Raw genomic sequence first — 26,793 nt, 5'->3', positions numbered from 1 at the left:
TAAGCGTCTGTCGGATCGTGCTGTTACAATGCCCGCCTCTGCGAATCTCCAGTACTAGATCAGGAGCACACCGGTGCCTGTCGTTTTTGTTGCCGCTTCCAAGCTGCCAACACCCTTTGCGCAATTCACCATGCATGGTTTTCTCGATGAAGCCACCGGCCGCGAGCACGTCGTGCTCAGCCTGGGTGATTTCGCCGACGGCGCTCCGGTACTCGGTCGCCTGCACTCCGAATGCCTGACGGGCGATGCCTTGTTCAGCCAGCGCTGCGACTGCGGCTCGCAACTCGAAGCGGCCCTGCAGGCCATTGCTCGCGAGGGCCGTGGCGTACTGCTGTACCTGCGCCAGGAAGGCCGCGGCATCGGCCTGTTGAACAAGATCCGTGCCTACGAGCTGCAAGACGGCGGCGCCGATACTGTCGAAGCCAACGAGCGCCTCGGGTTTGCCGCCGACTTGCGTGACTACAGCATTTGCCAACCGATGCTCGAACACCTGGGCATCAAGTCCTTGCGACTGATGACCAACAACCCGCGCAAGGTCAAGGCATTGACCGACATGGGCGTAGTGGTGGCGGAGCGCGTGCCGCTGCATACCGGGCACAACCCGCACAACAAGCTTTACCTGGCAACCAAGGCCAGCAAGCTCGACCACATGATGGGCAACGAGCACCAGGGCGAGGTCGACCGGGCGTGACGCGTGGTCAGGTTCGGCGGCGGCTGGCCGTCAGTTGGTGGCAATACCTGGCGCTGGCGTTGCTGCCGCTGTTCGTGATCAACGCGGTGTTCGGCCAGGGCGAAGCGATTCTGCCGGTATTGGCGATGCCGTTGTTTATCGCCGGCGTGGCGTCGATGTTTGTCAGCCTGCGATTTTTCGGCAGTTATAAAAACGCCTTGGTCGCCACGCAGAAATCCCTCGATACACCGGAAGAACCCCAAGCCTGGATCACTCTCGCGGCTCGGCGTCGCGCAGCGTTTCTGGCGGCAGGCCTGCCGGCGTGGGTTGGTGCGCTGGCGGTGTTTGTCGGGTTGGAAGCTGTACCGCTGATGCTGCTGGCGTTATCCACTGCGGTGCTGTTCTACCTGTATCGCATCCCACGCCAGCTCGGCTGATGCGTCTCTGGCTGGCGGTTCTGTTGCTGGCCGCCAGCGCTTCGACGACGGCGGCCAATCGTGTCGTCAGCCTGGCGCCGTCGCTCTCTGAAATTGTCGTTGAACTAGGCTCCGCCGACCTGCTGGTGGGTGTGCTGGACGGTGGCGATCGTCCACCGGTCCTGAAGGACCTGCCGTCGGTGGGCCGTTATGGCCAGCTGGATATGGAGCGCTTGCTTAGCCTCCAGCCCGATCTGCTCCTGCTCTGGCCCGGCAGTATCGGCCCGGCCCAGCGCGAACAGCTCAAGGGCCTGGGCATTCCGATTTATATCGCCGAGTCCCACAGCCTCGACCAGCTCCTCCACCAAATCGAAGACATCGCCGCCCAGCTCGGCCGCCCGGAGCGGGGCGTGCAACGGGCAGCGCAATTGCGCTTGCGCCTGGAGACGCTGCGCCAACGCTACCGACGGGAGACGCCGTTGCCGGTGTTCTATCAGGTCTGGGATCGGCCGCTGTACACCGTGGGCGGCCGACAGATCATCAGTGATGCGTTGTCAGTGTGCGGCGCGCGCAACGTCTTTGCAGACCTGGACCTGCCGGCGCCGCAAGTGAGCGTGGAGTCGGTATTGCAGCGCCAACCGCAGGTGGTCCTGGCTACGGAGCAGGCGCAGCTTGACGCCTGGAAAGCCTGGCCGGTGGCGCAGGGGCGGTTGTTGCTGGTCAACGATAAAGGTCTGGAGCGGGCCAGCGGGCAGATGATCGAGGCGACGGCGCGGTTGTGTGAGTTGATTGCGCCAGACCGTTAGACCGCGGGGCTCCCAATCGCGAGCAAGCTCGCTCCCACAGGGATTCGTGGCGAACGCTGATGTCATATCCGCCACAGATCACCTGTGGGAGCGAGCTTGCTCGCGATGAGGCCAGGCCGGGCACCATAAATCCTGGATCAGAGGGAAGGCGTCCAGGTCACCCCAAACAACCACGCCCGCCCTTCCTCCCGATACCCATACTGTTCCCCGTCATGGCTATACAGCGCCCGGCTGTAATTCTGGTCCAGCAGGTTATCGACCTTCATCTCAAGCTTCACTTCCCGGCTCAACGCCAAACTGCCGCGCACTCCGAGCAGCGCATAGCCGCCCAGGGCGTTGCGGTTGTTTTCGTCGTCGTAACTGCTGCTCACCGCTTGCCAGCTCGCGCCGAGGCCGAGGCGATCGAATTGCCGGTCCAGGTCCAGGCTCAACGTGCGGCGGGCGCGGCGTGCCAGGGTGTGGCCGCTGTCGCGGTCGCGCGGGTCGATGATCGCCAGGCCGAGGTTGCCCTGCCAGCCGAACAGTTCCTGTCGGTAGGCCATTTCGAAACCGTTGATCCGCGCCGAAGCGACGTTTTGCGGCCGTGAATTGCTGCCGAAGATGATCGCGTCTTCCAGGTTCGTGCGGTACAGGGACGCTTCCAGGCGAGCGCTGTCGCTCAGTTGGCTGCGCCATTGCAATTCGTAGCTTCTGGCCGTCTCGGGTTTCAGGTCCGGGTTGCTGAAGTCCGGGTAGTAAAGATCGTTGAAGGTCGGCGCGCGGAAGCTTTCGCTGTAGGTCAGCAACACGTCGTTGGTTGGGTTGACCGGCAGGGTAAGGGTGCCGCTCCAGCTGTTCTGGCCGCCGAACTGCTGGTTCTGGTCGCGGCGCAGGCCCAGCTCGGTCGAGAACGTTTCGGCCTGGAATCGGTGCTGGATGAATGCCGCACGATTCCAGCGGCTGTCTTCATCGAACGGCGTGGTGCTGTTGACGCGGTCCTGGTACCAGTCGCCGCCGAGGATCAGGCTGTTGCGTTCGTCCAGGGTCACGTCGTTCTGCCAGGTCAGCGAGTCGCGATAAGTGTTGAACACCTCCCGGACATCGCTGAGCTTGTCGTACGTTTTTTCCCGGTTCTCGCTGTGGCCCAGCTCGAGGCGAGATTTCCACGCGTCGTTGATCCGCCCATCGACATAACCGCTGAAACTGCTGACCGCAAATTCACTGTAGGGCTGCTGGGGCAGCGATTCGAAGGTGTTGGGGTCGAAGCGGCCGAACGGGTTGTCGTATTCGCTTTTGCCACGGTTATCCAGCAGGTTCAGGCCAACTTCCAGGTCGTCGCTGGCTGCATGGCTCAGGCTGAGACTGAAGGACTGGTTGCGGTTGGCATCGGCGTCGCGGTCGCTGGCGTAGGACTCATGGGTCCGATTGCTCCCCTCGCTTTCGTCGAGGCTGGCGCCCAGGTTGAAACGGGTCTGCTCGTCGCCACCGGACAGACCGAGGCTGCGCTCCCAGGTCTGATGATTGCCGACGCCCATATGCAGGCGTGGCTGCAGGCCTTGTTGGGCGCCTCGACGGGTGAAAATCTGAATGACCCCGCCCACCGCATCGGCGCCGTAGATCACCGAGCGCGAACCGCGCAGCACTTCCACCCGTTCGATCTGGTTGATATTCAAGCGTTGCAGATTGCTGTCGCCGGAGGTCGCGTTGCCGATGCGCTGGCCGTCCACCAGCACCAGGCTCTGGGCCGACTTGGTGCCGCGAATGTAGATCCCCGGCAGGCTGCCGCGCCCGCCCAGCGGTGCCACCTGTACGCCGGGCACGCGGCTGAGCAGGTCGGTGACACTGGCCGGTTGCAGGCGTTCGATGTCGTCGCGGGTGAAGATTGTGTTGGCGGCGCTGCTGTCATTGCGCGCCTCGACCTGGCGATTGGCGCTGATCAGGATGTCAGGCAGCTTGAGGGCCTGGTCGCGTTCGAAGGTCTCGGCGAGCAGGTTGAAGGTCGGGAGCAGGGCGAGGGCTAGGGTGAGGCGGCGTTTCATTGATGTTCCGTTATGACTGGGTCCACATAAAACCAATGTGGGAGCGAGCTTGCTCGCGATAGCGGAGTGTCAGTCAACTAATGCTCGGCTGATACACCGCTATCGCGAGCAAGCTCGCTCCCACAGGGGCTTGTGTTGGCTGTACTTACAAGCCCAGCAACTGCAACCGCAGCCGCACCGCCGCTTCGATCCCCACCTCGTCCAGCCCGCATTCGGCGAGCATCTGCGCCGGCTTGGCGTGCTCGACGTAGATGTCCGGCAACCCCAGGTGCAGCACCGACTTGAGGATGTTTTCCCGGGCCAGAAACTCGCTGACCGCCGCGCCGGCGCCGCCCATGATGGCGTTCTCCTCGATGGTCACCAGCAGTTCGTGGCTGCCGGCCATCTCGCGCACCAGGGCTTCGTCCAGCGGTTTGACGAAACGCATGTCCACCACGGTGGCGTCGAGTTTTTCGGCGACCTTCAAGGCTTCCGCCAGCTGTACACCAAACACCAGCAGGGCGGTTTGCTTGCCGTGGCGGCGGATCACGCCTTTGCCGATCTCGATCGGCTCCAGGTCGCTTTCGATCGTTGCATTCGGGCCGGTGCCACGCGGGTAGCGCACCGCCGCCGGACCGTTGAACAGGTGGCCGGTGGTGAGCATCTTGCGCAATTCGTTCTCGTCGCTCGGCGTCATCACCAGCATGCCGGGGATGCAGCGCAGGTAGGACAGGTCGAAGCTGCCGGCATGGGTCGGACCGTCTTCGCCCACCAGGCCCGCCCGGTCAATGGCGAACAGCACGTCGAGGTTCTGCACGGCGACGTCATGCACCAGTTGGTCATAGCCGCGTTGCAGGAACGTCGAGTAGATCGCCACCACCGGTTTGGCGCCTTCGCAGGCCATGCCGGCGGCGAGCGTAACGGCATGCTGTTCGGCAATTGCCACGTCGAAATAACGCTGCGGGTAACGTTCGCTGAACGCCACCAGGTCCGAACCTTCCTTCATCGCCGGGGTAATGCCCACCAGGCGCGGGTCGGCGTCGGCCATGTCGCACAGCCATTGGCCGAACACGCCGGAATACTTCGGTCCGCCGGCCTTTTTCGGCGCGGCGGCGGGGGCATCCAGGGGTTCGAGCTTGGTGATCGCGTGATAGCCGATCGGGTCGACTTCCGCCGGAGCGAAGCCTTTGCCTTTCTTGGTGACCACGTGCAGGAACTGCGGCCCCTTGAGATCGCGCATGTTGCGCAGGGTGGCGATCAGCGTCGGCAGATCGTGGCCGTCGATGGGGCCGATGTAGTTCCAGCCCAGCTCTTCGAACAGCGTGCCGGGGACCAGCATGCCCTTGGCATATTCTTCGGTACGGCGGGCGATTTCCCAGGCGCCGGGCAGGCGCGACAAGACCTTCTTGCTGCCTTCGCGCATGCTCGCATAGGTGCGGCTGGAGAGGATCTTCGCCAGGTAGTTGGACAAGCCGCCGACATTGCGCGAGATCGACATGTCGTTGTCGTTGAGGATCACCAGCATGTTGGCGTCGACTTCAGGGGCGTGGTTCAGCGCCTCGAAGGCCATGCCCGCCGTCAACGCACCATCGCCGATCACGGCGATCGCCTTGCGTTCGCTGTTCTGCAGGCGGGCGGCAATGGCCATGCCAAGGGCAGCGCTGATGGAGGTGCTGGAATGACCGACGCCAAAGGTGTCGTACTCGCTCTCGGAACGGCGCGGAAAAGCCGCGATGCCGTTCTTCTGGCGCAGCGTGCCCATGCGGTCGCGGCGGCCGGTGAGGATTTTATGCGGGTAGGCCTGATGGCCAACGTCCCACACCAGGCGATCGTCCGGAGTGTCGAAGACGTAATGCAGGGCGATGGTCAGCTCGATGACGCCCAGGCCAGCGCCGAAATGCCCACCGGTCTGGCCGACCGTGTAGAGCAATTCCAGGCGCAACTCATCGGCCAGGGTTTCCAGCTCGGCTTCACCCAGCCGACGCAAGCCGTCCGGCGTGTTGGCGCGGTCCAGCAAGGGCGTGGACGGGCGTGTGCGGGGAATCTCTTGGAACGTCGTGGGCATCAGGCGAATCGTTATAGGTATAAAAGAGGCGGCAGTTTACCTTATGCATCGCAAGCTGCCCACGCGTTGGCCGGAACTTGGCCGATACGCACTTGTAATTGGGTTGACCGTGTATCAGCTGCGTCGTTCGACGATATAACGCGCCAGCTCGCGCAACGGTTCGGCGGCCGCGTCAAAGGGTCGCAGCGCGTCCAGGGCCTGGTCGCGCAGCTCCAGCGCGTAGGCCTTGGCGGCCTCGAGTCCGAGCAGGGCCGGGTAGGTCGGCTTGTCACGGGCGATATCGGCGCCCTGGCGTTTGCCGAGAGTCTGGGTATCGCTTTCGACGTCGAGGATGTCGTCCTGCACCTGGAAGGCCAGGCCGATGGCCCGGGCGTAGGTCTGCAAGGCTTGCAGCTGTTCAGGCGTGGCCCGGCCGCTGGCCAGGGCGCCGAGCCGGACGCTGGCTTCGATCAGCGCGCCGGTCTTGTGCCGATGCATGTATTCCAGGGCGTCCTGGTCGAGTTTCAAGCCCACCGAACCGAGGTCGATGGCCTGGCCGCCGACCATGCCAGCCGGGCCTGCCGCTTGTGCCAGGGCGCTGATCATGTCCAGGCGAACCTCTGCCGGGCAATTGCTAAGGGCCGGGTCCAGCAGGGCGCTGAAAGCCAGGCTTTGCAAACCGTCGCCCGCGAGGATCGCGCAGGCTTCGTCGAATTTCTTGTGCGTGGTCGGCTGGCCGCGACGCAGGTCGTCATCGTCCATGGCCGGCAAGTCGTCGTGCACCAGCGAATAGGCGTGGATCAGTTCCACCGCGCAGGCCGCGCCGTTGGCCTGCTCGGCAGCGCCGCCAAGGGCTTCGCACGCGGCATAGGCGAGCAACGGACGCACGCGCTTGCCGCCGTTCATCACGCTATAGCGCATGGCTTCGTACAGCCGCGTCAGTTCAGCGCTCGGGGCGGCGAACAAGCTGTCCAGCGCGGCATTGACCCGGGCCTGACTGCTGGCCTGATACGCGCCGATCATTCAGGCTGTTCCGCGTCGAACGGTTCTTCGGTCAGCTCGCCGTCGCGTTCCAGCAGCAGTTGCACTTTCTGCTCGGCCTGGGCCAGCGCCGCCTGGCAGTCGCGAGTCAAGCCGATACCCTGCTCGAAAGCGGTTAGCGAGTCTTCCAGCGACAGTTCGCCGTTCTCCAGGCGTTCGACCAGCGCTTGCAGGTCGGCCAGAGATTGTTCGAAATCCAGTGCAGCTTTCTTGCGGGCCATGGCGGCTATTCCGGTTGACTGTTAAACCGGCGCGACACTAGCAGACATGGGGGTTTGGGGCAAATCAGGGTGGCCAGACTGCAGCCATTATCTGAAAGGAGTTAAACCTGTGGCGAGGGGATTCATCCCCGCTGGGTTGCGAAGCGACCCCTGAGCCAGGCACCTCGGTGCGTCAGGCAAATTGCCTGAATTTTTTTGGGGCTGCTTCGCAACCCAACGGGGATGAATCCCCTCGCCACAAGACGATCTATCCAGCGGGATAATTGATGCGATAACGGGTGCTGCGTCCCCCGCCGGGCATCCGCTCCAGGCAGCCCTTCTCCAACAGCTCCGTCAGGTGTCGCGTGGCCGTTGCCTTGGAGACCTTGGCCACGGCTTGGTACTGAGCTGCGCTGATGCCCTGCTCGAACCCCTTTTCACCACCGTCGAGCAATCGGTCCAGCGCTTTGATCTGTTCCGGTGAGAGCGCCGAGTCGCGATGGACTTGCCAGAAACGCGTCTTGCCCAGAACACTTTCGATATTGGTCATTGCCTTCTGCAGGCTGCGCAAAAGCGTTTGCAGGAACCAGGTCAACCAGTCGGTGATATCCAGCGTGGCCCTCTGGCTGTTTTCCAGAATTCGGTAATAACCGACGCGATCATCCAGAATGCTCACCGACATCGCGTGGAAACGGATCGCCTGGGCCTCGCCCTGGGCCAGTGCAAGATCGGTCAGGGTGCGGGTCAGGCGGCCATTGCCATCGTCGAATGGGTGCAGGGTGACAAACCAGAAATGAGCGATGCCGGCACGTAGCAGCGGATCGATGCTGGACTGATGACGGCTGGCTTCGAACCAGTCGATGAACTGTTGCAATTGTTGCTCAAGTCCATTTCGAGGCGGCGCTTCGAAATGCACGGTAGGCCGCTCCAGCCTTCCCGAAAGCACTTGCATCGGTTCGTCACCGCGCAGTGCACCTACGCGGATCCGTCGATGGGCAAGGTCGCTGGTTTGATCAGGAAATAACCACTCATGCCATTCCAGCAAGCGTTCGACAGTCAAGGGCTGGTTGAAATGCCGAGTCGCATCCAACAGCAGCTTCGCCAAGCCTTCGCTGCGCTGAGTGACCGAAGTGTCATCGGCGTGTTCCAGGCCCAGGCGGCGGGCCAGGGACGAGCGCACCGAGCCGACATTCAACTGTTCTCCTTCGATAGCTGAAGAGGACACGATGTTTTGCAACAAGGCATCAAGTTCGTTCTGCACGCTGATTGACGCCGTGACCGCGCCCGTCATGCCCAGCAACCGACCTTGCGCCTTTACGCATTCCCTTAGCGCCGGCGCCAATGCTTCAGCTTGCCAGTGAAAGTCGGGCCATTCGGCCTGCTGCCAGATCCAATGAGCTGCCATGAGTCTGTCCGAAAGTGAGTGAGCCGAATAATAGCGCTATTCGGCTCATTTAGTGAGCCGAATAAAGTCCCTATTCGGCTCACGCTATCCTCAGTCCGTGATTTCGCACACAGAATCGCGCGTTCCCCGATTGTGAAAAATCCGTCAAATGGCTACTCTTCGCGCCATCTACGGCCCCTTGTAACGGGGCCTTCAGACGTAATCCGAATAATGACAAACAGCGCCCGGGGAAGGGCGCCGGGTTGCGTTGTGCATGGCAGGAGGCATACGTGCGTTTTCTTTTTTTATCGATCGTGCTGCTCGGTGCGCCGTTGGCGTGGGCCGGGCCTTCGGCCGAGTTGTCGGAGCCGGTCGGTGGCTGGCGTTATAGCGGCTTGCTCGATCGCACGGAAAACCCTCAGGTCGCCTATCCGACACCGCCCATTGACCGAGGCATCCAGCGCAATCGCACGATGATCGAAGGTCGGATCAAGGACATGGGCACGGCGCGCCAGCCCCACAGCCTGGCAGTCAACGGCAACCCGTTGAACCTCTATACCGACGACGAGGGGCGTTTTGCCCGGCCGTATGCCTTTGGCGCCGGCTCCAACAGCGTCGAGGTGCGCAGCTCCGAAGGACAGTCCCTCAAGCGCGTGCAGTTTTATGAAGCCAACAACCTGCGCACCCCGGCGCAAATTCGCGTGGTGCTGGGCTGGGACGACCCCAAGGCCGAACTCGACCTGCATATCGTCACACCCGATGGCCAGCATGCATTCTTCGGCCAGCCGGCGCTGAGCAATGGCGGCGGCCTCGACCCGGACGGCGTCGATGGCCCCGGCCCCGAGATGTTCACCATGACCGCGCCGATGCACGGTACCTACCTGGTCTACGTGAACTATTGGGGCAACTACGGCAGCGGCGGCTACAACTTCGATGAAACGAGCAACCAGAACGAGGTGATCACCTCGCAGATCAACCTGGTGCTCAACGAAAACACCGTCGATGAAAAACGCGAGACCTTTGTCGTGCCCCTGCGCGCCATTGGCGATCTGTTGCTGGTCAAGACTTTCAATTACTAAGTATCCGCTCCACGGATGAACAGGCCCTTGTGAATATGAGCGACAACACTGCTTCCCCGACCACGCCGACCCCTGTCGCCAAACCAGTGCGCCGCTGGCCGGCGATACTGATCGGGCTATGCCTGGTGACCGGCGTGGCCGCCGGGTTGGGCTGGTTCATGACCAAGCCCAAGGCGCCGCCCACGGAGCTGGCGTTGGAAAAGCTCGGCGTGAGCCGTCCCGACGGTCTGCTCGAGGCGCACTCCTTGAGCCAATTGCCCAAGGACCTGCTGGCCGTGCCGTTCCTCAAGGCCACGCTCACCGAGGATTTCGTCTTCTATTACGAGGCCCACGCCGACCGCCTCGGCCTGATCGGCAGCCTGCGCCGGATCATCTACGAGCATGACCTCAAGCTGCAGGACAGCCTGATCGAGCAGCTTTTCGACCAGCCAGCCGACGTCGCGCTGTGGCGCGGTGCGGACGGCCGACTCAAGGATTTCCTGCTGGTGATGGACCGTGGCGGATTGGCGAAGGTGCTGGAGCCGTTGGCGAAAGTCGCCCTGGACGACACCCAGTTGAGCAAGCTCGGCGACCTGAAGGTGGGCGGCGATGAAGTCGCGCTCTATCAACTGAGTTATAACGCCAGCAAATCCCTGGTTTTCGCGTCCCATGGCGACAAGCTGGTGGTGCTGTCCAACCCGACCAAGCTCTACGACCAGGGCAGTGGCCCTACCGACGAACCGGGCATGATCTCGACCCAGGCCCTCGAAGCGTTGCTGGCCGGTGAGAAACTCTTCCCGGAAGCCTTCGGCCTGCCGCCCAAGGCGCCGCAGGTCAAGCAGCGCATCTCGGTCAACGCCAGCGTGCTCGCCATGGGTTACCAGCGTTTCATTCCGAACTTCGCCGGCTTGCGTTTCGACATGGACGACAAGGGCTGGCACAGCTTCCTGGCCATGGACGAATTGGAGAACCAGCCGGACTTGGATTTCAAGCCCATCTGGCAAGCCATGCCGATGGGCGCCAGCGCCTGCGTAGCCTTGCCCCTGGCCGCCGAGCAGCAGAAGCCCCTGCTGGTGAAACTCGGCGCCGACGAAAAAGCCGCCCAGGCCATGGTTGATCACGTGGCGGGTGCGGCGGGCCTGTGCTGGTACGCCGAGTCGCGCCTGTACACCCCGCTGCTGGTGGCAAGCCTGAACGAAGACGACGGCAAGCTCGACGCCGACCTGGGCAAGCTGTTCGGTTCGATGGTGGGCGCCTATGAAAACAATGTCGCCGAACATGCGTTCCCGGTTGTAGAGAAGCAGCAAGGCGCGATGCACCAATGGCAACGCCAGGTCAGCTCCAACTTCGGCCCCTACCTGGCCAAGGACGCTGAGCAGCCCGAGTCGATCACCGGCAAGGCGTTCATGCGGGTCAGCCTGGCGCGCCACGGTTCGACCCTGCTGTTCTCCCTTGACGACAAACTGGTCGACAAGGCCCTCGGCACCCTCGACAAACGCTTCCCGCCCATGGCCGATGTAGTGCCCAAGGACCAATTGATGCCGGTCTACTTTGGCCCGGACTCCATGGCGCAACTGATGCAGCGCGAAACCCTCGACAGCCTGCCCCAGGACATGGAACCGGTGTTCTATAACGCCGCGCAAACCTACCTGATTCCGAAACTGCGCACCCTCGGCGGCTACGGCAAATATGCGCTGACCTTGCCTGCAGGCAGCGAGCCGGACGGCCATTGGCAATGGTTGCCGCTGGAATGGAAAGCGCTGTGACAGGACTGATCCGCATTCCCGGATTGGTGCTGCTGCTGGCATTGCTGCTCGGCGCGCGGGCGTTCGCCGATGAGGCGCCGCCGCTGGATGGGCAACAATCCCAGGTATTTCGGGCCTGGTTCGTGCGCATCGCCCAGGAGCAACTGAGCAAAGGCCCGAGCCCGCGTTGGTACCAGCAGGACTGCGCCGGACTGGTGCGTTTCGCTGCCAACGAAGCGCTGAAAGTCCATGACCAGAAATGGTTGCGCAGCAATGGCCTGTCCAACCGCTACCTGCCGCCGGAGCTGCCGCTGAGCGATGCGCAACGGCGCCTCGCCCAGCAATGGCAACAGGGCGGCGGCAAGGTCGGGCCCTATGTCAACGCGATCAAGCTGATCCAGTTCAACAGCCGTCTGGTGGGCCGCGATGTCACCCAGGCCCGGCCCGGCGACCTGATGTTCTTCGACCAGGGCGACGACCAGCACCTGATGATCTGGATGGGCCGCTACATCGCCTATCACACCGGCACTACCACCCCCACTGACAACGGCATGCGTTCCGCAAGCCTGCAACAACTCATGAACTGGAAGGACACCCGATGGATACCCGACGCAGCCAACCCCAACTTCATCGGCGTCTATCGACTCAACTTTCTCACCCAATGACCGGTGCCCGCATGCTGCGCTTGTGTTCGAAACTGCCCCTGCTGTTTGCCCTGTTGCTGGCACCTCTCGTGAATGCCGAAGACACCGTGGAGCCCAGCGGCTACACGCCGGTGTCCGGTGAAAGCTTCTTCCTGCTAGCCGACAGCAGTTTCGCCAGCGACGAGCAGGCGATGGTCCGTCTCGAAGCGCCGGGTCGCGACTACCGCCGGTTCCGCATGGAGCCCTACGGCGGCGCCGATATCCGCGTCTATCGCATCGAAAAGCCACTGGAGTTCCTCAAGCGCCAGAAGAACCTGCATCGCGTGGTCAGCGACGGCCAGTTCAAGGGCGAAGGCTTGTCCAATACCCTCGCGTACCTGTGGGACAACTGGTATCGCAAGTCCCGCCGGGTGATGCAGCGGGCGTTCTCCTACGAGTCCCGCCAGCAAGTCACTGAAGAAGTGCCGGAGCTGAAGGTCGGCAATGCCCTGATCGCGCCGACCCCGTACGACGCTCCAGCGCAATTCGCCTTGATCCCCGGCTTGCCGGTGGTCAGCCAGTTCCGCTATCCGCTGTGGCAGGCCAAACCGATCCAGCCACCGGCCGGCGTCGACCTGGCCGGTTCGTCCAGCGACTTTGTCAGCGTCGCGCCGGGCAATGTCTACGTGCCGCTGGGCCAGTTGAAGCCGGGCCTGTACCTGGTGGAAGCGCTGATCGGCAAGTACCGGGCGACGACGATGGTCTTTGTCTCCAACACCGTGGCCGTGAGCAAGATTGCCGGCGACGAATTGCTGGTCTGGGCCGCGCGCAAGCATGAGGGCCGTTCGGTGCCCAAGGTCAACGTGCTGTGGACCGACGGCCTGGGCGTGATGAGCAGCGGTGCCACCGATGAAGACGGCCTGCTGCGCCTCAAGCACGTCAGCCCGGAGCGTTCGTTCGTCATTGGCGAGGACGAAGAGGGCGGGGTGTTCGTCTCGGAAAACTTTTACTACGACAGCGAAATCTACGACACCAAGCTTTACGCGTTCACTGACCGGCCGCTGTACCGGCCGGGGGATTGGGTGTCACTGAAGATCGTTGGCCGGGAGTTCAAGAACGCCCGCGACTCGGTGCAACCGACCGCCGCCGACGTCAACGTCAGCGTGCTGGACGCGACCGGCACTGCGCTGCAAACCCTGGCCCTGAAACTCGACTCCAAGGCCGGCACCCAGGGCCGTTTCCAATTGCCGGAAAATGCCGTGGCCGGTGGTTATGAGTTGCGCTTCAGCTACAAGGATCAGCTCTACAGCAGCGCCTTTCGCGTGGCTGAATACGTCAAGCCGCATTTCGAAATCGCCCTGAACCTCGCCAAGCAGGATTACCGCACCGGCGAGCCGGTCAAGGGCAATCTGGTGTTGCTGTACCCGGACGGCAAGCCCGTGGCGGACGCCAAGGTCAGCCTGAGTCTGCGCGCCCAGCAACTGTCGATGGTAGATAACGAGCTGCAATACCTGGGGCAATTCCCGGTGGAGCTGACCAGCAGCGAAGTGACCACCGACGCCAAGGGCAACGCGGTCCTCGACCTGCCGGCCGCCGACAAGCCAAGCCGCTACACACTTACTGTATTCGCCAGCGATGGCGCGGCCTATCGGGTCAAGACCAGCAAGGAAATCCTCATCGATCGTGGCGCGGCGAATTTCCGCCTGGGCGCTCCCCAGCGGTTCAGCGCCGTCGGCCAGAAAGTGTCGTTCAGCTACGCCAACGAAGGCGGCAACGAGCAGGCCAAGGCCGTGACCCCGGGCAGCTACGCCTGGGTACGCCTGGAAGACCAGAGCACCGGCGAAGGCAAGCTGGCGGCCAAGGACAAGGGTTTCAGCCTGTCCTTCGAGCGTCCTGGCACCTACAACCTGACGCTCAAGGACGACCACGGCCGGGTCATTGGCGCGGTCGCGCATGCGGTAACCGGTGAAGGTATCAAGGCCGTGCCGGGCACGGTCGAGATCGTCTTCGACAAGCCTGAATACAAGACCAGTGACGAAGCCCTGGCCTTGATCACTTTCCCGGAACCGGTCAGCGACGCGCTGCTGTCCCTGGAGCGGGACAAGGTCGAGGCTACCGCGCTACTGACCAAGGGCGCCGACTGGCTGAAGATGGAAAAGCTCAGCGACACCCAATACCGCGCGCGCATTGCCGTGAAAGACAACTTTGCGCCGAACCTGACCTTCTCGGTGCTGTACACCAAGGGCGGCCAGTACAGCTTCCAGAACGCCGGCATCAAGGTGGTTGCGCCGCAGATCGACGTGGCCATCACCACCGATAAAGCCACGTATCGCCCGGGCGACACCGTAACCGTGGACTTGGGCACCCAGTTCGCCGGCAAGGCGATCCCGGCGCACCTGACCGTCAGCGTCGTCGATGAAATGGTCTATGCCCTGCAACCGGAAGTGGCGCCCACCATCGACCAGTTCTTCTATCACCCACGCCGCAACAACGTGCGCACCAGCGCCAGCCTGTCATTCATCAGCTACGACGTGGCGCTGCCGGGCAGCCCTGGCGCACCGGGCAAGGCCAACCGCAGCGAGCGTGGCGTCAAGGTGCTGGAACGGCCGCGTCGCGAAGACGTCGACACCGCCGCATGGCAACCGGAGCTGGTCACCGACGCCAACGGCAAGGCCCGCTTTACCTTCAAGATGCCGGACTCCCTGACCCGCTGGCGCATCACCGCCAAGGCAATCGCTGACGACGGCCAGGTGGGGCAGAAGAAGCAGTTCATCGCCTCGGAAAAACCGCTGTACCTGAAGTGGAGCGGCCCGACCCGCTTCCGCGTGGGCGACAAGCCGCAACTGGGCCTGTTCGTCTTCAGCCAGTCGGAAAAACCGCTCAAGGCCGAACTGTTGATCCGCTACGCCGGCGCCGAACAGCGTGTGGTCGCGGACCTGAAAAATGGCATCAACTACGTCGCGCTGCCGACCATGGAGCTGAGCAACGGCGACTTGACCGTGCAGTTGCAACTCAATGGCGAAACCCAGGACGCCCTGGCCATGCACCTCAATGCCAGCGGCAACGGTTGGCAAGTCACCCAGAGCCAGCGCCTCGACGTCATGAGTGACGCCACGCCACTGAACCTGCCGGCCGACGCCAGTGACATTCGCCTGCGCCTGGATGACAGCCCGCAAGCGCTGTTCCGTTCGGCCCTGGACGACCTGTTGAGCTACCCGTACGGCGGCGTCGAACAGACCGCCAGCCGCTTGTTGCCGTTGAGTATTGCCTACCCGTCCCTGGCGTCGAACCCGCAGATCCGCGACCGCTTGCGTTTGATCATGCAGAACAGTCGCTTGCGCCTGGTGCAGATGGCCGGCCCGTCGGCGAGCTTCACCTGGTGGGGCCAGGATGGCGAGCCGGATGCATTCCTCACCGCCTACGCTTATTACGCCGACTGGCACGCCAGCAAGGCCCTGGACCTGAACCTGCCGCCGGAACACTGGCAGCGAGTGCTGGAGGTCTATGCCAAGCAGGCCGGTGAGACGCCATTGCTGCAACGTGCCCTGATCCTGTCGTTCGCCAAACAGATGCAACTGCCGGTGAACACCTTGATCAGCGGTCTGATGGACGACCTGGCGAAGGCCAGCGAAGACAGCACCGAGAGCGTGCTGGACAGTGGCGAGGACAGCCTCGTCATGTACGCGCCGGATTCAGCCCTCGGCCTGGCCAGCGCCCGTGTCCTGACGGCATCGCTGGCCAAGCAGGTAAAAGTGCCAATGCCGGCGGCCTTCAGTCGCCAGGCAGACGCCGCGCAACAGCAGTTGGAACTCAGCTCCCAGCCGTTCGTCGAGGCCTTGCTCTTGTCGATGCAGAGCTTCGATCAGGCGCGCGCCGCCGCGTTGCTGCAGCGCGTGTTGCCACAGCAATCCACGCTGGAACGTGCCCTGGCCCTGACTTGGTTGCAGCGCAGTATCGAACAGGCACCGGCGGCCACAACCCTGGAACCGGCCGAAGGCTGGGCAGCCAAGCAGGGCGCGACCGGTGAAACCTACTGGCAGTGGCAGGGCGCGCAGCTACCAACGATGCTGACCCTGACCAGTGCCCAGGCGCGTCCGGTGCAGGCGTCATTGAGCTTCCAGAGCCAGCAAGCGCCAATTGCGCCGATGGCCGTGTCCATCACCCGCCGCCTGTCGCGCCTCGTCCCGGGCGACGAAGCGTTTACCTTCAAGCTCGAAGCCGTCGGCAACAAGCCGTTGTCCAGCGACAGCCTCTATCTGGATGAAGTGATCATCAACAGCAAGGCCTCGACGCCGCTGCGCTACGGCATGCTCGAAGTGCCGCTGCCGCCGGGCGCTGATGTGGAGCGCACCACGTGGGGCATCCAGTTGCTGGGCAAGGCCGACAGCGAACCGACGTCCCTGGAAAAGGCCCGTTTCGAGCCGGGCCAGATGGCTTACGCGGTCCCGGTGGATGCCCTTAGTGGCGAACTGCGCCTGCGGCACCTGGTGCGTTTCTCCCAGAAGGGCCAGTTCACCCTGCCGCCGGTGCGTTTCACCCAGGTGTATGCGCCGCAAAACCAGGCTCGCGAACAGAAACCGGCGCTCGGTCAGGTGACGGTCAACTGACATGCGCAGGCCTTGGGGCTGGTGGCTGTTGTGCTTGATTCCTGCGCTGGCGACAGCGCAGGAGGAGCCCTTGCGCCTGGCTTTCGACGGTCAGCTGCTGCGAGTGAGCCAGACCCAGGTGCTGGACCGCCAGCCGTTGCCGGACGCGTTGACGGCACCGTTGGGCAGCCTGTGGAAGCTCTTCGTCTACGCCTGGCTGGTGGACACCGATGCTCGCGAGCCGGTCTATGAGTGTCGCGGCGAATCGAAAGAAGAAGTCTATTGCTGCACTGCCGGGCAGAGCATCGGCCGTGATCAGGCGCTGGTGAAGTCCTGCGGCTTGTACTTCGAACCGCAACGGCTCGGGCTTTCGGCGCCGGACTGGCGAGATTACTGGCAAGCGCGCCGGGCGCCGAACTGGTTGCTGGACTTGCCGACCTTGCAGCCGCAAACCCAGGTACCCGTTGCAGAACTGCTCAAGGCGCTGGCCACGTTGCCGGCCCAGGATCAGGCCCGGCAGGTATTACTCGACGTGGTACTCGGCGCTGCGGATGGGCGATTGGTCGGTCAATTGGGTGGTCGCCTGCGGGTCAAGACCTGGAGCTGGCTGGGTGACCGGGGCCCAGCGTCGCGCCAGGGCGGTTTCGCCGGTTGGCTGGCCGATGGCACGCCCGTCTGGGCCGGTGGGCGCGGTACCAGCCAGCAGGTGCTGAAGAAGTATGGCGATGGCTTGGCCACGGCATTGCCGTCGCGCTGGCCGGCGGAAACCGGGCGTTGCGTGGAAGTAGGCCTGTTTGCCCGTTATCCGTTGCAGCGGGTCATGGCTGGCGACCGTCCTGCCACGCCGGGTCAGCTGCGCGGCGATTACCGTGTCGAGTTCATCAATGGCAACCAATTGGATATCCACAGCGACGGCGAGCTGTTCCTGCTGCCTGGCAAGCTGGTCGCACGACTGGATCGGGAAGAATACGTCGCCCGGGTCCTGCAACGCGAAGCCAAGGCCGAACCGGTCGAAGCGGCCAAGGCATTGGCCGTGGCGATTCGCACCTACCTGCTGCAAAACGCCGGGCGCAATGGTGATTGCCTGAGCATCGATGACAGCAGTCACCGCCAGCGCGTCGCCCCGCGTCCGGCGGCGCCTGAAACCCGCGCGATTGCCGCGTGGACCACTGATCTGGTCCTGGCCGGCACTGACGTCACTTACCACTCCGATCAACCGGGCCCGGACAAATTGTCCTGGGCCCAAGCCGTTGAACAAGCCAACGGCGGCCAACGCTACGACGCCATCCTGCTGCATGCGTATCCGCGTGCCAGCCTCAGCCGCTGGGACAACCCGGTAGCGTCCTGCGAAGCGTTGCCCGCGGCCCAGGACTGGTTGCTGAAGCAGCGCCGTGGCTGGCGTCAGCGCCTGGAAAGCGAAGTGGGCTACAACGAAATCAGCGCTTTCGCGGTCTGCCGCGTCGCCTTCGGCCGGCCGTATGTCGACCGCGAGCGCCAGCGCATCTACGTACGTGGCGTGCTGTCGCTGCAAGACCGCCTCGACCTCACACATGAATACCTGCACCTGGCCTTTGAGGCTCACCCCAACGGCCAGGACGAAACCTATATCGAAGGGCTCGCCCGTCACCTCTTGCTGGAATAGACCATGACACTCCGTTATCCACAGGTCTTGTTGTTGCTTTGTGCCTTGACCGCGTTGCCACCGGCCATGGCTGCCGACCCCATCAAGCTCGACACTCCCGTCGGCGGCTGGCGCAGCGGTGCGCCGGGGGGCGAGGGCGAAAGCTTCAGCCAGACCGTCAACTACCCGGCCTCGTCGGTCAATACGCCCCCGGGCCAGGCCGACACCGCGCGCATCAGCGGCCAGATCAAAGGCGCGCCCAAGGACAGCAATGCACCAGGACAATTGATCGTCAACGGCGTAAGCCTGCCGCTGAAAACAGATGAAGAAGGCCGTTTCGACCGACCGTTCTCATTCCCCAATGGCAGCAACAGCGTTGAAGTGCGCAGCGCCGATGGTCAGCAGCGCCACCGCACGCAGTTCCTCAACACCACCGGCGGCGCCACCCCGGCCAAGCTGCGGGTCCTGCTGACTTGGGATAGCGACGGCACCGACCTCGACCTGCACCTGGTGACGCCCGATGGCGCCCACATCTGGTACGGCGACCGCGCCGTCGCCAACGGCGCCGCGCTCGACGTCGACGTCACCACCGGCTACGGCCCGGAAATCTTCGCCATGCCCGCGCCGATCAAAGGCCAGTACCTGGTATACGTGAATTATTACGGCGGCGGCTACCGCAGTGACGAGGATGAGGAGGGCGACGGCGAGCAGGTGGAGCAGGCGCAACAGGCCCTGACCACGGCGCAGGTAACGGTGATTACTGAAGAGGGCACACCGAGCGAGAAAATGGAAACGTTTGTGGTGCCGATGCGGGCGGTCGGGGAGCTGACATTGATCAAGAGCTTCAGCTATCCGTGAGGGAATAGAAGGGGGGGGCTGCCGCGCAGCCCAGCGGGAGCAAGGGATCCTGGGGTGAATGCCGATTTGTGAACGCTCGGAAACCCTGTGGGAGCGAGCCTGCTCGCGAAGACGGTGGCATATTCAACATCAATGCAAGCTGACCCACCGATTCGCGAGCAGGCTCGCTCCCACAGGTGGCATCAGTGTATTTTTGACAAATAAAAATCTCACGCGTGAGCTATTGTGGGGTTTGCAAAGTATCTGTAGTGTTTCTCACGCGTGAGTTTTTCACAGTGGGGTCAATGCCATGCCAACCAGCTCTCCAGCAGATCCACCTGACGGCTCTGTGACCGAGTCAGTGAGCCGCACGGAAGATCGCGCCAAGCCCTCGGCGAAAAAACCGTCGAGCTTCTACATGAAGCAGATGCGCGCGGGCCTGAGTGCCGCAGGCTATGTAAAACACGAGACTTGGGTGCTTCCCGAAAATCGAGGCCTGCTCAAGCAAATGGAGAAACAGCTACGCCAACCGATTCTGGCTGGCTCATTCATGTCGGAGAATTACATGAGCGCAGGTAATAACTGGAACATCGACCGTCTCTACAGCGCCCTTCAGGCCCTGGACGAAGTGGTCGCGAACGACATCACCCTGAGCCTCGTCCAAGGCTCCGAATCCAGCATCAAGCTGGAAATGAATGAATTCGGCGGCTTGCCGATCTACATCGCCGTGGTCGGCGATCAGGTCATCGTCGACACCGTCCTGGTGGATGTCGAGTCGATCAACGACGTAGCGGCCTTCAACGACGCCGTGTTGCGCAGCCGGGAAATGTTTCCGCTGTCGTCCATCGGCATCGAGACCATGCCCAACGGCCAGGTCGTCTACAACATGTTCGGTGCGTTGAGCTCCGACTCCAGCCTGACCAACATCGTCACCGAGGTGAAAACCCTCGTTGACAATGTGCAGCGTGCCAGCGAAGCCTTCGAACGCTTCTTCATTTAATTCGCCAACAGGAACTATCCAATGACTCAGTCCATCTGGAGCAAATTGTTCACCGCGCTGCGAGGCGGTGCCAATGAAGTCGGCGAATCGATCGTCGATCAACAGGCCCTGCGCATCCTCGACCAGGAAATTCGCGACGCCGACACCGCGCTGGCCAACGCCAAGCGCGAGCTGGTCACGATCATGGCCAAGCACAAGCTGGCGACCGATCGCGTCGGCGAATACAACGCCAAGATCAAGGACCTGGAAGCCAAGGCCCTGGCCGCGATCCAGGCCAACCGCGAGGATCTGGCACTGGAGGTGGCCGAAGCCATTTCGACCCTGACCAACGAACTGGACGCCGAGCAAAAGCACGCAACCGAATTCGGCGGTTACGCGGAAAACATGCGCAAGGACATCACCAAGGCCGAAAGCCGCATCAAGAGCCTGCGTCAGCAAGTGGACATGGCCAAGGCCCGGGAAAGCGTGCAGAAGGCCCAGGTCAGTGCTTCGATTGCCAGCGGCGGCGCCAATGGCAAGCTGGAAACAGCGGTCGGTACACTCAATCGCCTGCAAGCCAAGCAACAGCAGCGGGCCGCTGAACTGCAAGCCCAGGACGAACTGGCCGAGGCTTCGACCGGCTCCGACCTGGAGCGCAAGCTGCGTGACGCCGGCATCACGCCGAACGAAGGCAGCGCCAACGCGATCCTGGAACGCTTGAAGAAAAAATCGGCTGAATAAGTCGTGCAGTTGCGCCTATCAACCTGGGCGCACTGAACCTGTGGCGAGGGGATTTATCCCCGCTGGGCTGCGAAGCAGCCCTAAACCTGACGCCTCGGTGTGTCTATCAGTTAGCGTTCACTACTTTGGGGGCGCTTCGCGCCCCAGCGGGGATAAATCCCCTCGCCACAGGTTTTGTGCTCGGCCTGCCTGCTCGTCGGATTTATTGTCACCAAGGTACTTCTATCCAGGCCGCACAACAGGTTTAATGCTGTCCGGCCACTACGCTCGAGCACCCAACTGCCCGAGCGATTATCCCGCCAGGAACGAAGCCCCACGGAGTCAGGGACGAAATGTCGATTTTCCTTCTGTTGCGCGCGTACGCTTCGTCGTTCTTCCATCGATTCGGCTGGGCCGGCCTGGCCATTGCGCTGGGCGTGCACCTGTCCACGGCCTGGATCGGCCTGGTATTGCTGGGCGAGCAGCACCTTATCGCCGCCGCCACGTTCACCTACTTCTATCTCACCACCACGCTCACCGTCGGCTATGGCGATCTCGCGCCGCAGACTGCGGCGGGACGGGTGTTCGTGGCTACCTGGGTGATGCTCGGGGGCATTGCGCTGCTGACGGCAGCCATCGGCAAAACCACCAGCAGCGTCATCGATGTATGGAGAAAAGGCATGAAAGGCAAAGGCGATTTCACCGGCCAGGTCGGCCACACGGTTCTCATCGGGTGGGAGGGCGCCTCCAGCGAGCGGGTCATTGAATTATTGCTGCAGGACGAAACGTCCAATGACAACCTGATCGTCATCTGCGATTGCGATCTCGAAGAAAACCCCATGCCCGGCAAGGCCTCGTTCATCAAGGGCGACAGCCTGTCCTCGGTCGCCCTGTTGCAGCGCGCCGGCGTACCCGGCGCCGAGCGCGTGCTGGTGCGAACCCATTCCGACGACCTGACGCTGGCCACGGTGCTGGCGGTCAATCGGCTGGGGCCCGTCGGGCATGTGGTCGCCCACTTCAATGACAGCGAAATTGCCGCCCTCGCCAGCGCCTATGCGCCGAGCCTGGAATGCACCTCCAGCATGGCCATCGAAATGCTCGTGCGGGCCTCCCAGGACCCGGGCTCGTCAGTGGTCATCAATGAATTGCTCTGTGTCGGCGAAGGCGCCACCCAATACCTGATGAAATTGCCCGATGCGTTTGAAGCGACGTTCGGCGACCTCTACGGCCGAATGAAAGAGCAGCACAACGCTACGCTGATCGGCTACCGCGCCAAGGGTGCCCGACACCCATCGATCAATCCGCCTGGCACCACGCGCATCGCGGGTGGAGAACTCTTCTACATCGCGTCCGCGCGGCTCAAGGAAATTGCCCATGGGGTGGTTTAAACAGTTGATGGGGCTTGAGGCCCCGAACGCGAACAAGACAGCCAGCCATGACTCGCCCGTCAGCGGTCCGCTGGGCCTGGCCTCCGGCAAGCAGGTCATGTTCGATGCCACGCTCAAGTTGTTGCTCGACGGCAACAGCACCGTGGTCATCCCCGGCTCCCAACAGATCTGGAGCCTGGGCATCGTCGACCTCGGGCAGTCGAACTGGCTGTCGCGCTGCTACATGAACGACGAAGACTACTGGCTGCAAGTTCACACCAGCGGCGACGTCGCCGGGCAGGTCGAGTCGGTGATCCTGTTCAATTACCTCAGCTACGTCACGATCAACAGCGAAGCGGAGTTGCGTCGGCTGGCTGGCCCGGAAAGCCTGATCGGCCTGCCGACCTACACCCACGACGGTGTCGAATACACCCGTGAATGGGGCTCCGAAGCTGGCCAGACAGAGCTGGTGGCGTTGAGCGAGCGCGTGAGCAATCCGCAAGAATCCTACAGCGTCGAGCACCGCTCGATGCTGTACGCCCGCGAAACCGGCCTGACCGATCGCCGGGAATTCCTGCTGTTCTCTGTCGAAGAGGACGCCGAAGGCACCGTCAGCCTGAGCACTTCGCTGGGTATTTCGCTGTACACCACTGACCTGAACACTCTTTGAATAAGGAAGAATTCCATGCTTGAAGCGCTCTCCATTTCCCTGAACAAGGCTGCCGTGTTCGGCTTCGTCCTGTACATCCTCGGCGCGGCCGTGCTGTTCGCGCTGTTTCAGTTCATCTACATCCATGTCACGCCGCACAAAGAGTTCGAGCTGATCCGCTCGGGCAACGTGGCCGCGGCGATCGCCCTGAGCGGTGCCCTGGTTGGTTTCGCCATTCCTGCGAGTAACGTGATCGCCTACTCGATCAGCCTGCTGGATTTCGTTGTCTGGGCGGTGATCGCCGCAGCCGTCCAGTTGCTGGCCTTCCTGGTGACCAGCCTGGTGCTCAAGGGCGCCTCCGCGCGTATCAAGAATGGTGAGATCGCCGCCGGTATTTACATCGCCGCCGTGGCCATCAGCGTCGGCATGCTGAACGCCGCGTGCATGACGCCTTCCACGAACTGATTGCGCCACGGAGATCCCGATGAAACGAAGCAAGTACGTCCAGCTTTCGCTGGCTGCGTCGGTCGCCCTGGCGATATCCGGTTGCGGGCCAACGGAAAAAACCTACAAGTTGCAAAAGAAGTACAACTTCCAGTCCGTCCAGCAATGTGTCGATGAAAAGCTGCCAGTGGACATTTGCGCCGACGCCTACATGACCGCCATGGCCGAGCATCGTCGCATCGCGCCGACGTACGCCAGCCAGGCCGATTGCGATGCCGACTTCGTCCCCGATTGGTGCCAGCAGGACTCGTCCGGCCAGTTCATTCCCAAGCTGGGCGGTTTCGAGCTGAGCGCCGATGGCGAAGTCACCCAATCCCAGGTCGACGCCGCCAGGGCCCAATTGCCCGCTTCGGAAGCGAACGTCGGTGGTTCAGGCTTCGGCAACCTGCTGACGGGCATGCTGATCGGCAACATGTTGAGCAGCAACCGCAACAGCTATTACTCCGAGCCGGTCTACCGTTACCGCGATGATCGCGGCAGCTTCGGGTCCTCGACCCTCAGCCAGCGTGTCTCCAGGGGCTCGACTTTTACCAAGTCCAACCAGGCACGGTACGGCAGCTACACCGACACCATCAAGACCAGCAAGCCGATGTCCGTTGCTTCCTCCACGTCTCGCGGTGGTTTCGGCAGCAGTTCCAGCGCCCGCAGCGGTTGGGGCGGATCGAGCAGCTCCGGCGGTTGAGGAACCAGCACCATGAAGAAGATCCAGTGCGCAGAACGTCCTGACTGGAAGCAGACGGCCGAGCAGCTCGGCTTTCTGTTCCACACCATCGACGACGAGCCCTATTGGGACGAAAGCGCGTACTACCAGTTCAGCCTCAAGCAGATCGAGGATGACCTGGAAGACCCGACGACCGAGATCCATGAGATGTGCATGGACCTTGTGGCCCGCGTGGTCCAGAGCGAAGAATTGCTGGAGCGCCTGAGCATTCCCGCGCCGTTCTTCGACCTGGTTCGCACTTCATGGCTTGAAGGCCACCCGCACCTGTACGGGCGTATGGATTTCTCCTACAACGGCAGCGGCCCCGCCAAGCTGCTGGAGCTCAACTACGACACGCCGACCAGCCTCTACGAGGCGGCGGCGTTCCAGTGGGGCTGGCTGGAGCAATGCATCGAGCGCGGCGTGCTGCCGGCCCATGCCGACCAGTTCAACAGCATCGATACCAAGCTGCACCAGGCCTTTGCCCAGTTGCAGCTCAAGGAACCGTTTTATTTCGCCTCGATGAAAGGTTCGGTGGAAGACAAGGGCACCACGGACTACTTGCGCCTGATTGCGGAAAAAGTCGGCATCGAATCGCGGCACATCGATATCGAAGACATTGGCCTCAACAGTGACGGGCGTTTCGTCGACCTGGAGGAGCGCTGGATTCCACACCTGTTCAAGCTGCACGCCTGGGAGTTCATCTTCCACGAGCCGTTTGGCGCTGCGATTGCCCAATGCGATACGCAGTTTTTCGAGCCGGCCTGGAAGTCGATCATCTCCAACAAGGGCATTCTGCCGCTGCTGTGGGAATTCAACAAAGGCCACCCGAACCTGCTCGCGGCCCACCTGGATACCGACACGAGCAAAGCCGTGCCCAAGGGCTGGGTGCGCAAGCCGTTCTTTTCCCGGGAAGGCGCCAATATCGAGTTGCAGACTGCTGACGGCTTGATCGTCAAGGAAGATGGCCCTTATACCGACGCACCGTTCATCCTCCAGGAATTCGCGCCATTGCCACGCTTTGGCGACAGCTACACCCTGATCGGCTCTTGGGTCATCGGCGACCAGGCGGCCGGCATCGGCGTGCGCGAAGACGACAGCCTGATCACCAAGGATTCCAGCCGGTTCCTGCCGCATCTGATTCTCGACTGATTACCTGCACCCCTATGGGAGCGAGCTTGCTCGCCACGGGGTGCGCAGTATGTCAGTTGTCTCAAGTCCACCAGTACCGAACCAGATGAAAGAAGATTGGTGCGGCGAAGCACACCGAATCCAAGCGGTCGAGCATGCCGCCGTGGCCTTCGATCATGTGCCCCCAATCCTTGACGCCTCGGTCGCGCTTGATCGCCGACATGACGATGCCGCCAGCAAACCCCAGCAGGTTGATCAGCAAGGCAATGAGGAACGACTGCCATGGATTGAACGGGGTGATCCACCACAACGCGCCGCCAATCAGCGAGGCCAGGAAAATGCCACCGACAAAGCCTTCGACGGTTTTCGACGGTGACAGGTTCGGCGCGATCTTGTGCTTGCCGAACAACTTGCCGCACACGTACTGCAACACATCCGACAGTTGCACCACGATTACCAGATAGGCGATCAAGAGCAGGTTGCGCCCTTCGAAACCGGCAATGTCCAAGGTCAGCAACGCCGGTACAAAGGAGATGCAGAACACCGCGATCATCAAGCCCCACTGGACTTTGGAGGCGCGTTCCAGGAAGTGCGTGCTGTCGCCGCCAAGGGACGCGAGGATCGGCAGCAGCAGGAACACGTACACCGGAATGAAGATCGAAAACAGCCCGTACCAGTCGTAATAGATCAGCAAGTATTGCAGCGGCAGCGCCAGGTAGAACGCCGCCACCAAGGCTGGGTAATCGCTGCGCCGGGTGGGCGTCAGCGTGAGAAATTCCCGCAGCGCGTAGAACGACACGGCGTAGAACAACAGGATCACCGCCGCGTTGCCCAGCCAGAACGCGATGCCGATCACCAGCACCATGATCCACCAGGCATTGATCCGCGCATTGAGGTTCTCGATGACCGAGTTCGGTGCGCCTTTGGTCCGCAGCTTGAGTATGAAACCGACCAGCGAAGCCAGCAGCAGAATCGCGCCGATCCCGCTAAACAACATCAGGGTATATCGATCCATGTCAGACGTGCTCCGGGGCCAGCGCCAGCAGTGCGGCGCGGCTGCGTTCAAGGAATTGCTCTTTGCTTTCGCCTTCTTCGATGCACAGCGGCGCGCCGAAACTGGTGGTGCACAGCAGCGGTAAGGGCAATACGCGGCCCTTGGGCATGACGCGGTTGAGGTTGGCGATCCACACCGGGATCACCTCGACCCCGGGGTGGCTTTTCATCAGGTGGTAGATCCCGCTCTTGAACGGCAGCAGGCCTTCATCCGGGTTACGCGTGCCCTCGGGGAAGATGATCAGCGAGTCGCCGTTCTCCAGCGCATCGAGCATTGGCTGCAATGGGCTGTAGGAAGGGTCCTTGCGCTCGCGATCCACCAGCACGCCGTTGAACACCCGGTTGATGATGTAGCGGCGCATCGGGCTGGTTTGCCAATAGTCGGCGCCAGCGACGGGCCGAGTCAGTTTGCGCAGCGCCGGCGGTAGCGAGGCCCAGAGCAGCACGAAGTCGCCGTGGCTGCTGTGGTTGGCGAAATAGATCCGCTGCACCGGCGTGGGCGCGCAGCCGAGCCACAGGCTGCGAGCACCGGTGACCATCCGCGCGGCGGAGGTGATGAGGTTGGCGACCACGGGTTCGAACATGAGGATTCCTTGTCCTGAAAGCTTTGGTTTTATGCGACTTCTATAGCTGACAAACCATCGCCACAAAAGCCATTCACC

23 protein-coding genes are annotated in these 26,793 nt (G+C 62.4%); 16 read left to right on the top strand and 7 right to left on the bottom strand.

The window, feature by feature from the left end:
• Positions 1-73: 73 nt before the first annotated feature.
• The 3 genes from ribA to J3P86_RS23480 are packed head-to-tail and all read left to right on the top strand — an operon-like array spanning position 74 to position 1,892.
• Positions 74-691: a GTP cyclohydrolase II gene (ribA, locus tag J3P86_RS23490; protein WP_305498489.1), complete on the top strand. Its 618-nt coding sequence runs from the start codon at positions 74-76 to the stop codon at positions 689-691.
• Complete coding sequence (locus J3P86_RS23485; protein WP_434698974.1) at positions 688-1,107, top strand: MFS transporter; 420 nt, start codon at positions 688-690, stop codon at positions 1,105-1,107. Before ribA ends, J3P86_RS23485 begins: the two co-directional genes overlap by 4 nt.
• On the top strand, positions 1,107-1,892 hold the full coding sequence (locus J3P86_RS23480; protein WP_434698973.1) for a cobalamin-binding protein: 786 nt from the start codon (positions 1,107-1,109) through the stop codon (positions 1,890-1,892). Before J3P86_RS23485 ends, J3P86_RS23480 begins: the two co-directional genes overlap by 1 nt.
• A gap of 137 nt (positions 1,893-2,029) precedes the next feature.
• Here the strand turns inward: J3P86_RS23480 and J3P86_RS23475 are convergent, their stop codons facing one another.
• The 5 genes from J3P86_RS23475 to J3P86_RS23455 form a co-directional block, all read right to left on the bottom strand.
• Positions 2,030-3,910, bottom strand: coding sequence for a TonB-dependent receptor domain-containing protein (locus J3P86_RS23475; protein WP_434698972.1), 1,881 nt, complete (start codon positions 3,908-3,910; stop codon positions 2,030-2,032).
• A 145-nt stretch (positions 3,911-4,055) separates the two neighbouring features.
• A complete protein-coding gene (gene dxs / locus J3P86_RS23470; protein ID WP_434698971.1) occupies positions 4,056-5,954 on the bottom strand; it encodes a 1-deoxy-D-xylulose-5-phosphate synthase in 1,899 nt (632 codons plus the stop codon).
• 114 nt (positions 5,955-6,068) lie between these two features.
• Entirely contained in the window at positions 6,069-6,956 is an 888-nt protein-coding gene (gene ispA / locus J3P86_RS23465) for a (2E,6E)-farnesyl diphosphate synthase (RefSeq protein ID WP_434698970.1), read from the bottom strand.
• Positions 6,953-7,195, bottom strand: a complete 243-nt coding sequence (locus J3P86_RS23460) for an exodeoxyribonuclease VII small subunit (RefSeq protein ID WP_305498501.1) — start codon at positions 7,193-7,195, stop codon at positions 6,953-6,955. Before J3P86_RS23460 ends, ispA begins: the two co-directional genes overlap by 4 nt.
• A gap of 247 nt (positions 7,196-7,442) precedes the next feature.
• Positions 7,443-8,579 carry a Fic family protein gene (locus tag J3P86_RS23455; RefSeq protein WP_434698969.1) on the bottom strand — a complete coding sequence of 379 codons (1,137 nt, stop codon included), beginning with the start codon at positions 8,577-8,579 and terminating at the stop codon, positions 7,443-7,445.
• A gap of 269 nt (positions 8,580-8,848) precedes the next feature.
• Here J3P86_RS23455 and J3P86_RS23450 point away from each other — a divergent pair, with 269 nt between their 5' ends.
• The 13 genes from J3P86_RS23450 to J3P86_RS23390 all read left to right on the top strand — a co-directional run bounded on the left by J3P86_RS23450 (position 8,849) and on the right by J3P86_RS23390 (position 25,099).
• Complete coding sequence (locus J3P86_RS23450) at positions 8,849-9,637, top strand: YfaP family protein (protein WP_434571543.1); 789 nt, start codon at positions 8,849-8,851, stop codon at positions 9,635-9,637.
• Between the two features lie 35 nt (positions 9,638-9,672).
• Positions 9,673-11,382, top strand: coding sequence for a DUF2138 domain-containing protein (locus J3P86_RS23445; protein ID WP_434698968.1), 1,710 nt, complete (start codon positions 9,673-9,675; stop codon positions 11,380-11,382).
• Positions 11,367-12,026, top strand: coding sequence for a DUF1175 domain-containing protein (locus J3P86_RS23440; protein WP_434698967.1), 660 nt, complete (start codon positions 11,367-11,369; stop codon positions 12,024-12,026). Before J3P86_RS23445 ends, J3P86_RS23440 begins: the two co-directional genes overlap by 16 nt.
• Complete coding sequence (locus tag J3P86_RS23435; RefSeq protein WP_434700678.1) at positions 12,023-16,591, top strand: alpha-2-macroglobulin family protein; 4,569 nt, start codon at positions 12,023-12,025, stop codon at positions 16,589-16,591. The genes J3P86_RS23440 and J3P86_RS23435 overlap by 4 nt, the downstream gene beginning before the upstream one ends.
• Position 16,592: 1 nt before the next feature.
• A complete protein-coding gene (locus J3P86_RS23430) occupies positions 16,593-18,212 on the top strand; it encodes a DUF2300 domain-containing protein (protein ID WP_434698966.1) in 1,620 nt (539 codons plus the stop codon).
• A gap of 3 nt (positions 18,213-18,215) precedes the next feature.
• Entirely contained in the window at positions 18,216-19,049 is an 834-nt protein-coding gene (locus tag J3P86_RS23425; protein ID WP_434601950.1) for a YfaP family protein, read from the top strand.
• Positions 19,050-19,446: 397 nt separating this feature from the next.
• Positions 19,447-20,028 (top strand): YjfI family protein, encoded by a 582-nt coding sequence (locus J3P86_RS23420; protein WP_434700677.1) that lies wholly within the window; start codon positions 19,447-19,449, stop codon positions 20,026-20,028.
• A 21-nt stretch (positions 20,029-20,049) separates the two neighbouring features.
• Complete coding sequence (locus tag J3P86_RS23415; protein WP_434601949.1) at positions 20,050-20,748, top strand: PspA/IM30 family protein; 699 nt, start codon at positions 20,050-20,052, stop codon at positions 20,746-20,748.
• Positions 20,749-21,080: 332 nt separating this feature from the next.
• Positions 21,081-22,115: an ion channel gene (locus tag J3P86_RS23410; RefSeq protein ID WP_434571554.1), complete on the top strand. Its 1,035-nt coding sequence runs from the start codon at positions 21,081-21,083 to the stop codon at positions 22,113-22,115.
• Positions 22,102-22,764, top strand: coding sequence for a DUF2491 family protein (locus tag J3P86_RS23405; RefSeq protein WP_434627888.1), 663 nt, complete (start codon positions 22,102-22,104; stop codon positions 22,762-22,764). The genes J3P86_RS23410 and J3P86_RS23405 overlap by 14 nt, the downstream gene beginning before the upstream one ends.
• A 15-nt stretch (positions 22,765-22,779) precedes the next feature.
• Complete coding sequence (locus J3P86_RS23400) at positions 22,780-23,208, top strand: DUF350 domain-containing protein (RefSeq protein ID WP_434571556.1); 429 nt, start codon at positions 22,780-22,782, stop codon at positions 23,206-23,208.
• 19 nt (positions 23,209-23,227) lie between these two features.
• Positions 23,228-23,929 (top strand): DUF1190 domain-containing protein, encoded by a 702-nt coding sequence (locus J3P86_RS23395; RefSeq protein ID WP_434571557.1) that lies wholly within the window; start codon positions 23,228-23,230, stop codon positions 23,927-23,929.
• A gap of 12 nt (positions 23,930-23,941) precedes the next feature.
• Complete coding sequence (locus J3P86_RS23390; protein ID WP_434627892.1) at positions 23,942-25,099, top strand: glutathionylspermidine synthase family protein; 1,158 nt, start codon at positions 23,942-23,944, stop codon at positions 25,097-25,099.
• A gap of 61 nt (positions 25,100-25,160) precedes the next feature.
• On the opposite strand, the gene J3P86_RS23385 is transcribed toward J3P86_RS23390, so the two are convergent.
• Positions 25,161-26,093 (bottom strand): phosphatidate cytidylyltransferase, encoded by a 933-nt coding sequence (locus J3P86_RS23385; RefSeq protein WP_434627895.1) that lies wholly within the window; start codon positions 26,091-26,093, stop codon positions 25,161-25,163.
• 1 nt (position 26,094) lies between these two features.
• Positions 26,095-26,715: a lysophospholipid acyltransferase family protein gene (locus J3P86_RS23380; RefSeq protein ID WP_305498533.1), complete on the bottom strand. Its 621-nt coding sequence runs from the start codon at positions 26,713-26,715 to the stop codon at positions 26,095-26,097.
• Positions 26,716-26,793 lie beyond the last annotated feature (78 nt).

The sequence above is a fragment of the Pseudomonas sp. D1-1 genome, assembly GCF_051132225.1.
In the GTDB taxonomy this organism is placed as follows: Bacteria; Pseudomonadota; Gammaproteobacteria; order Pseudomonadales; family Pseudomonadaceae; genus Aquipseudomonas.
The sequence above is the reverse complement of the archived record's forward strand: the minus strand, read 5'-3'. Positions and strand labels throughout refer to the sequence as shown.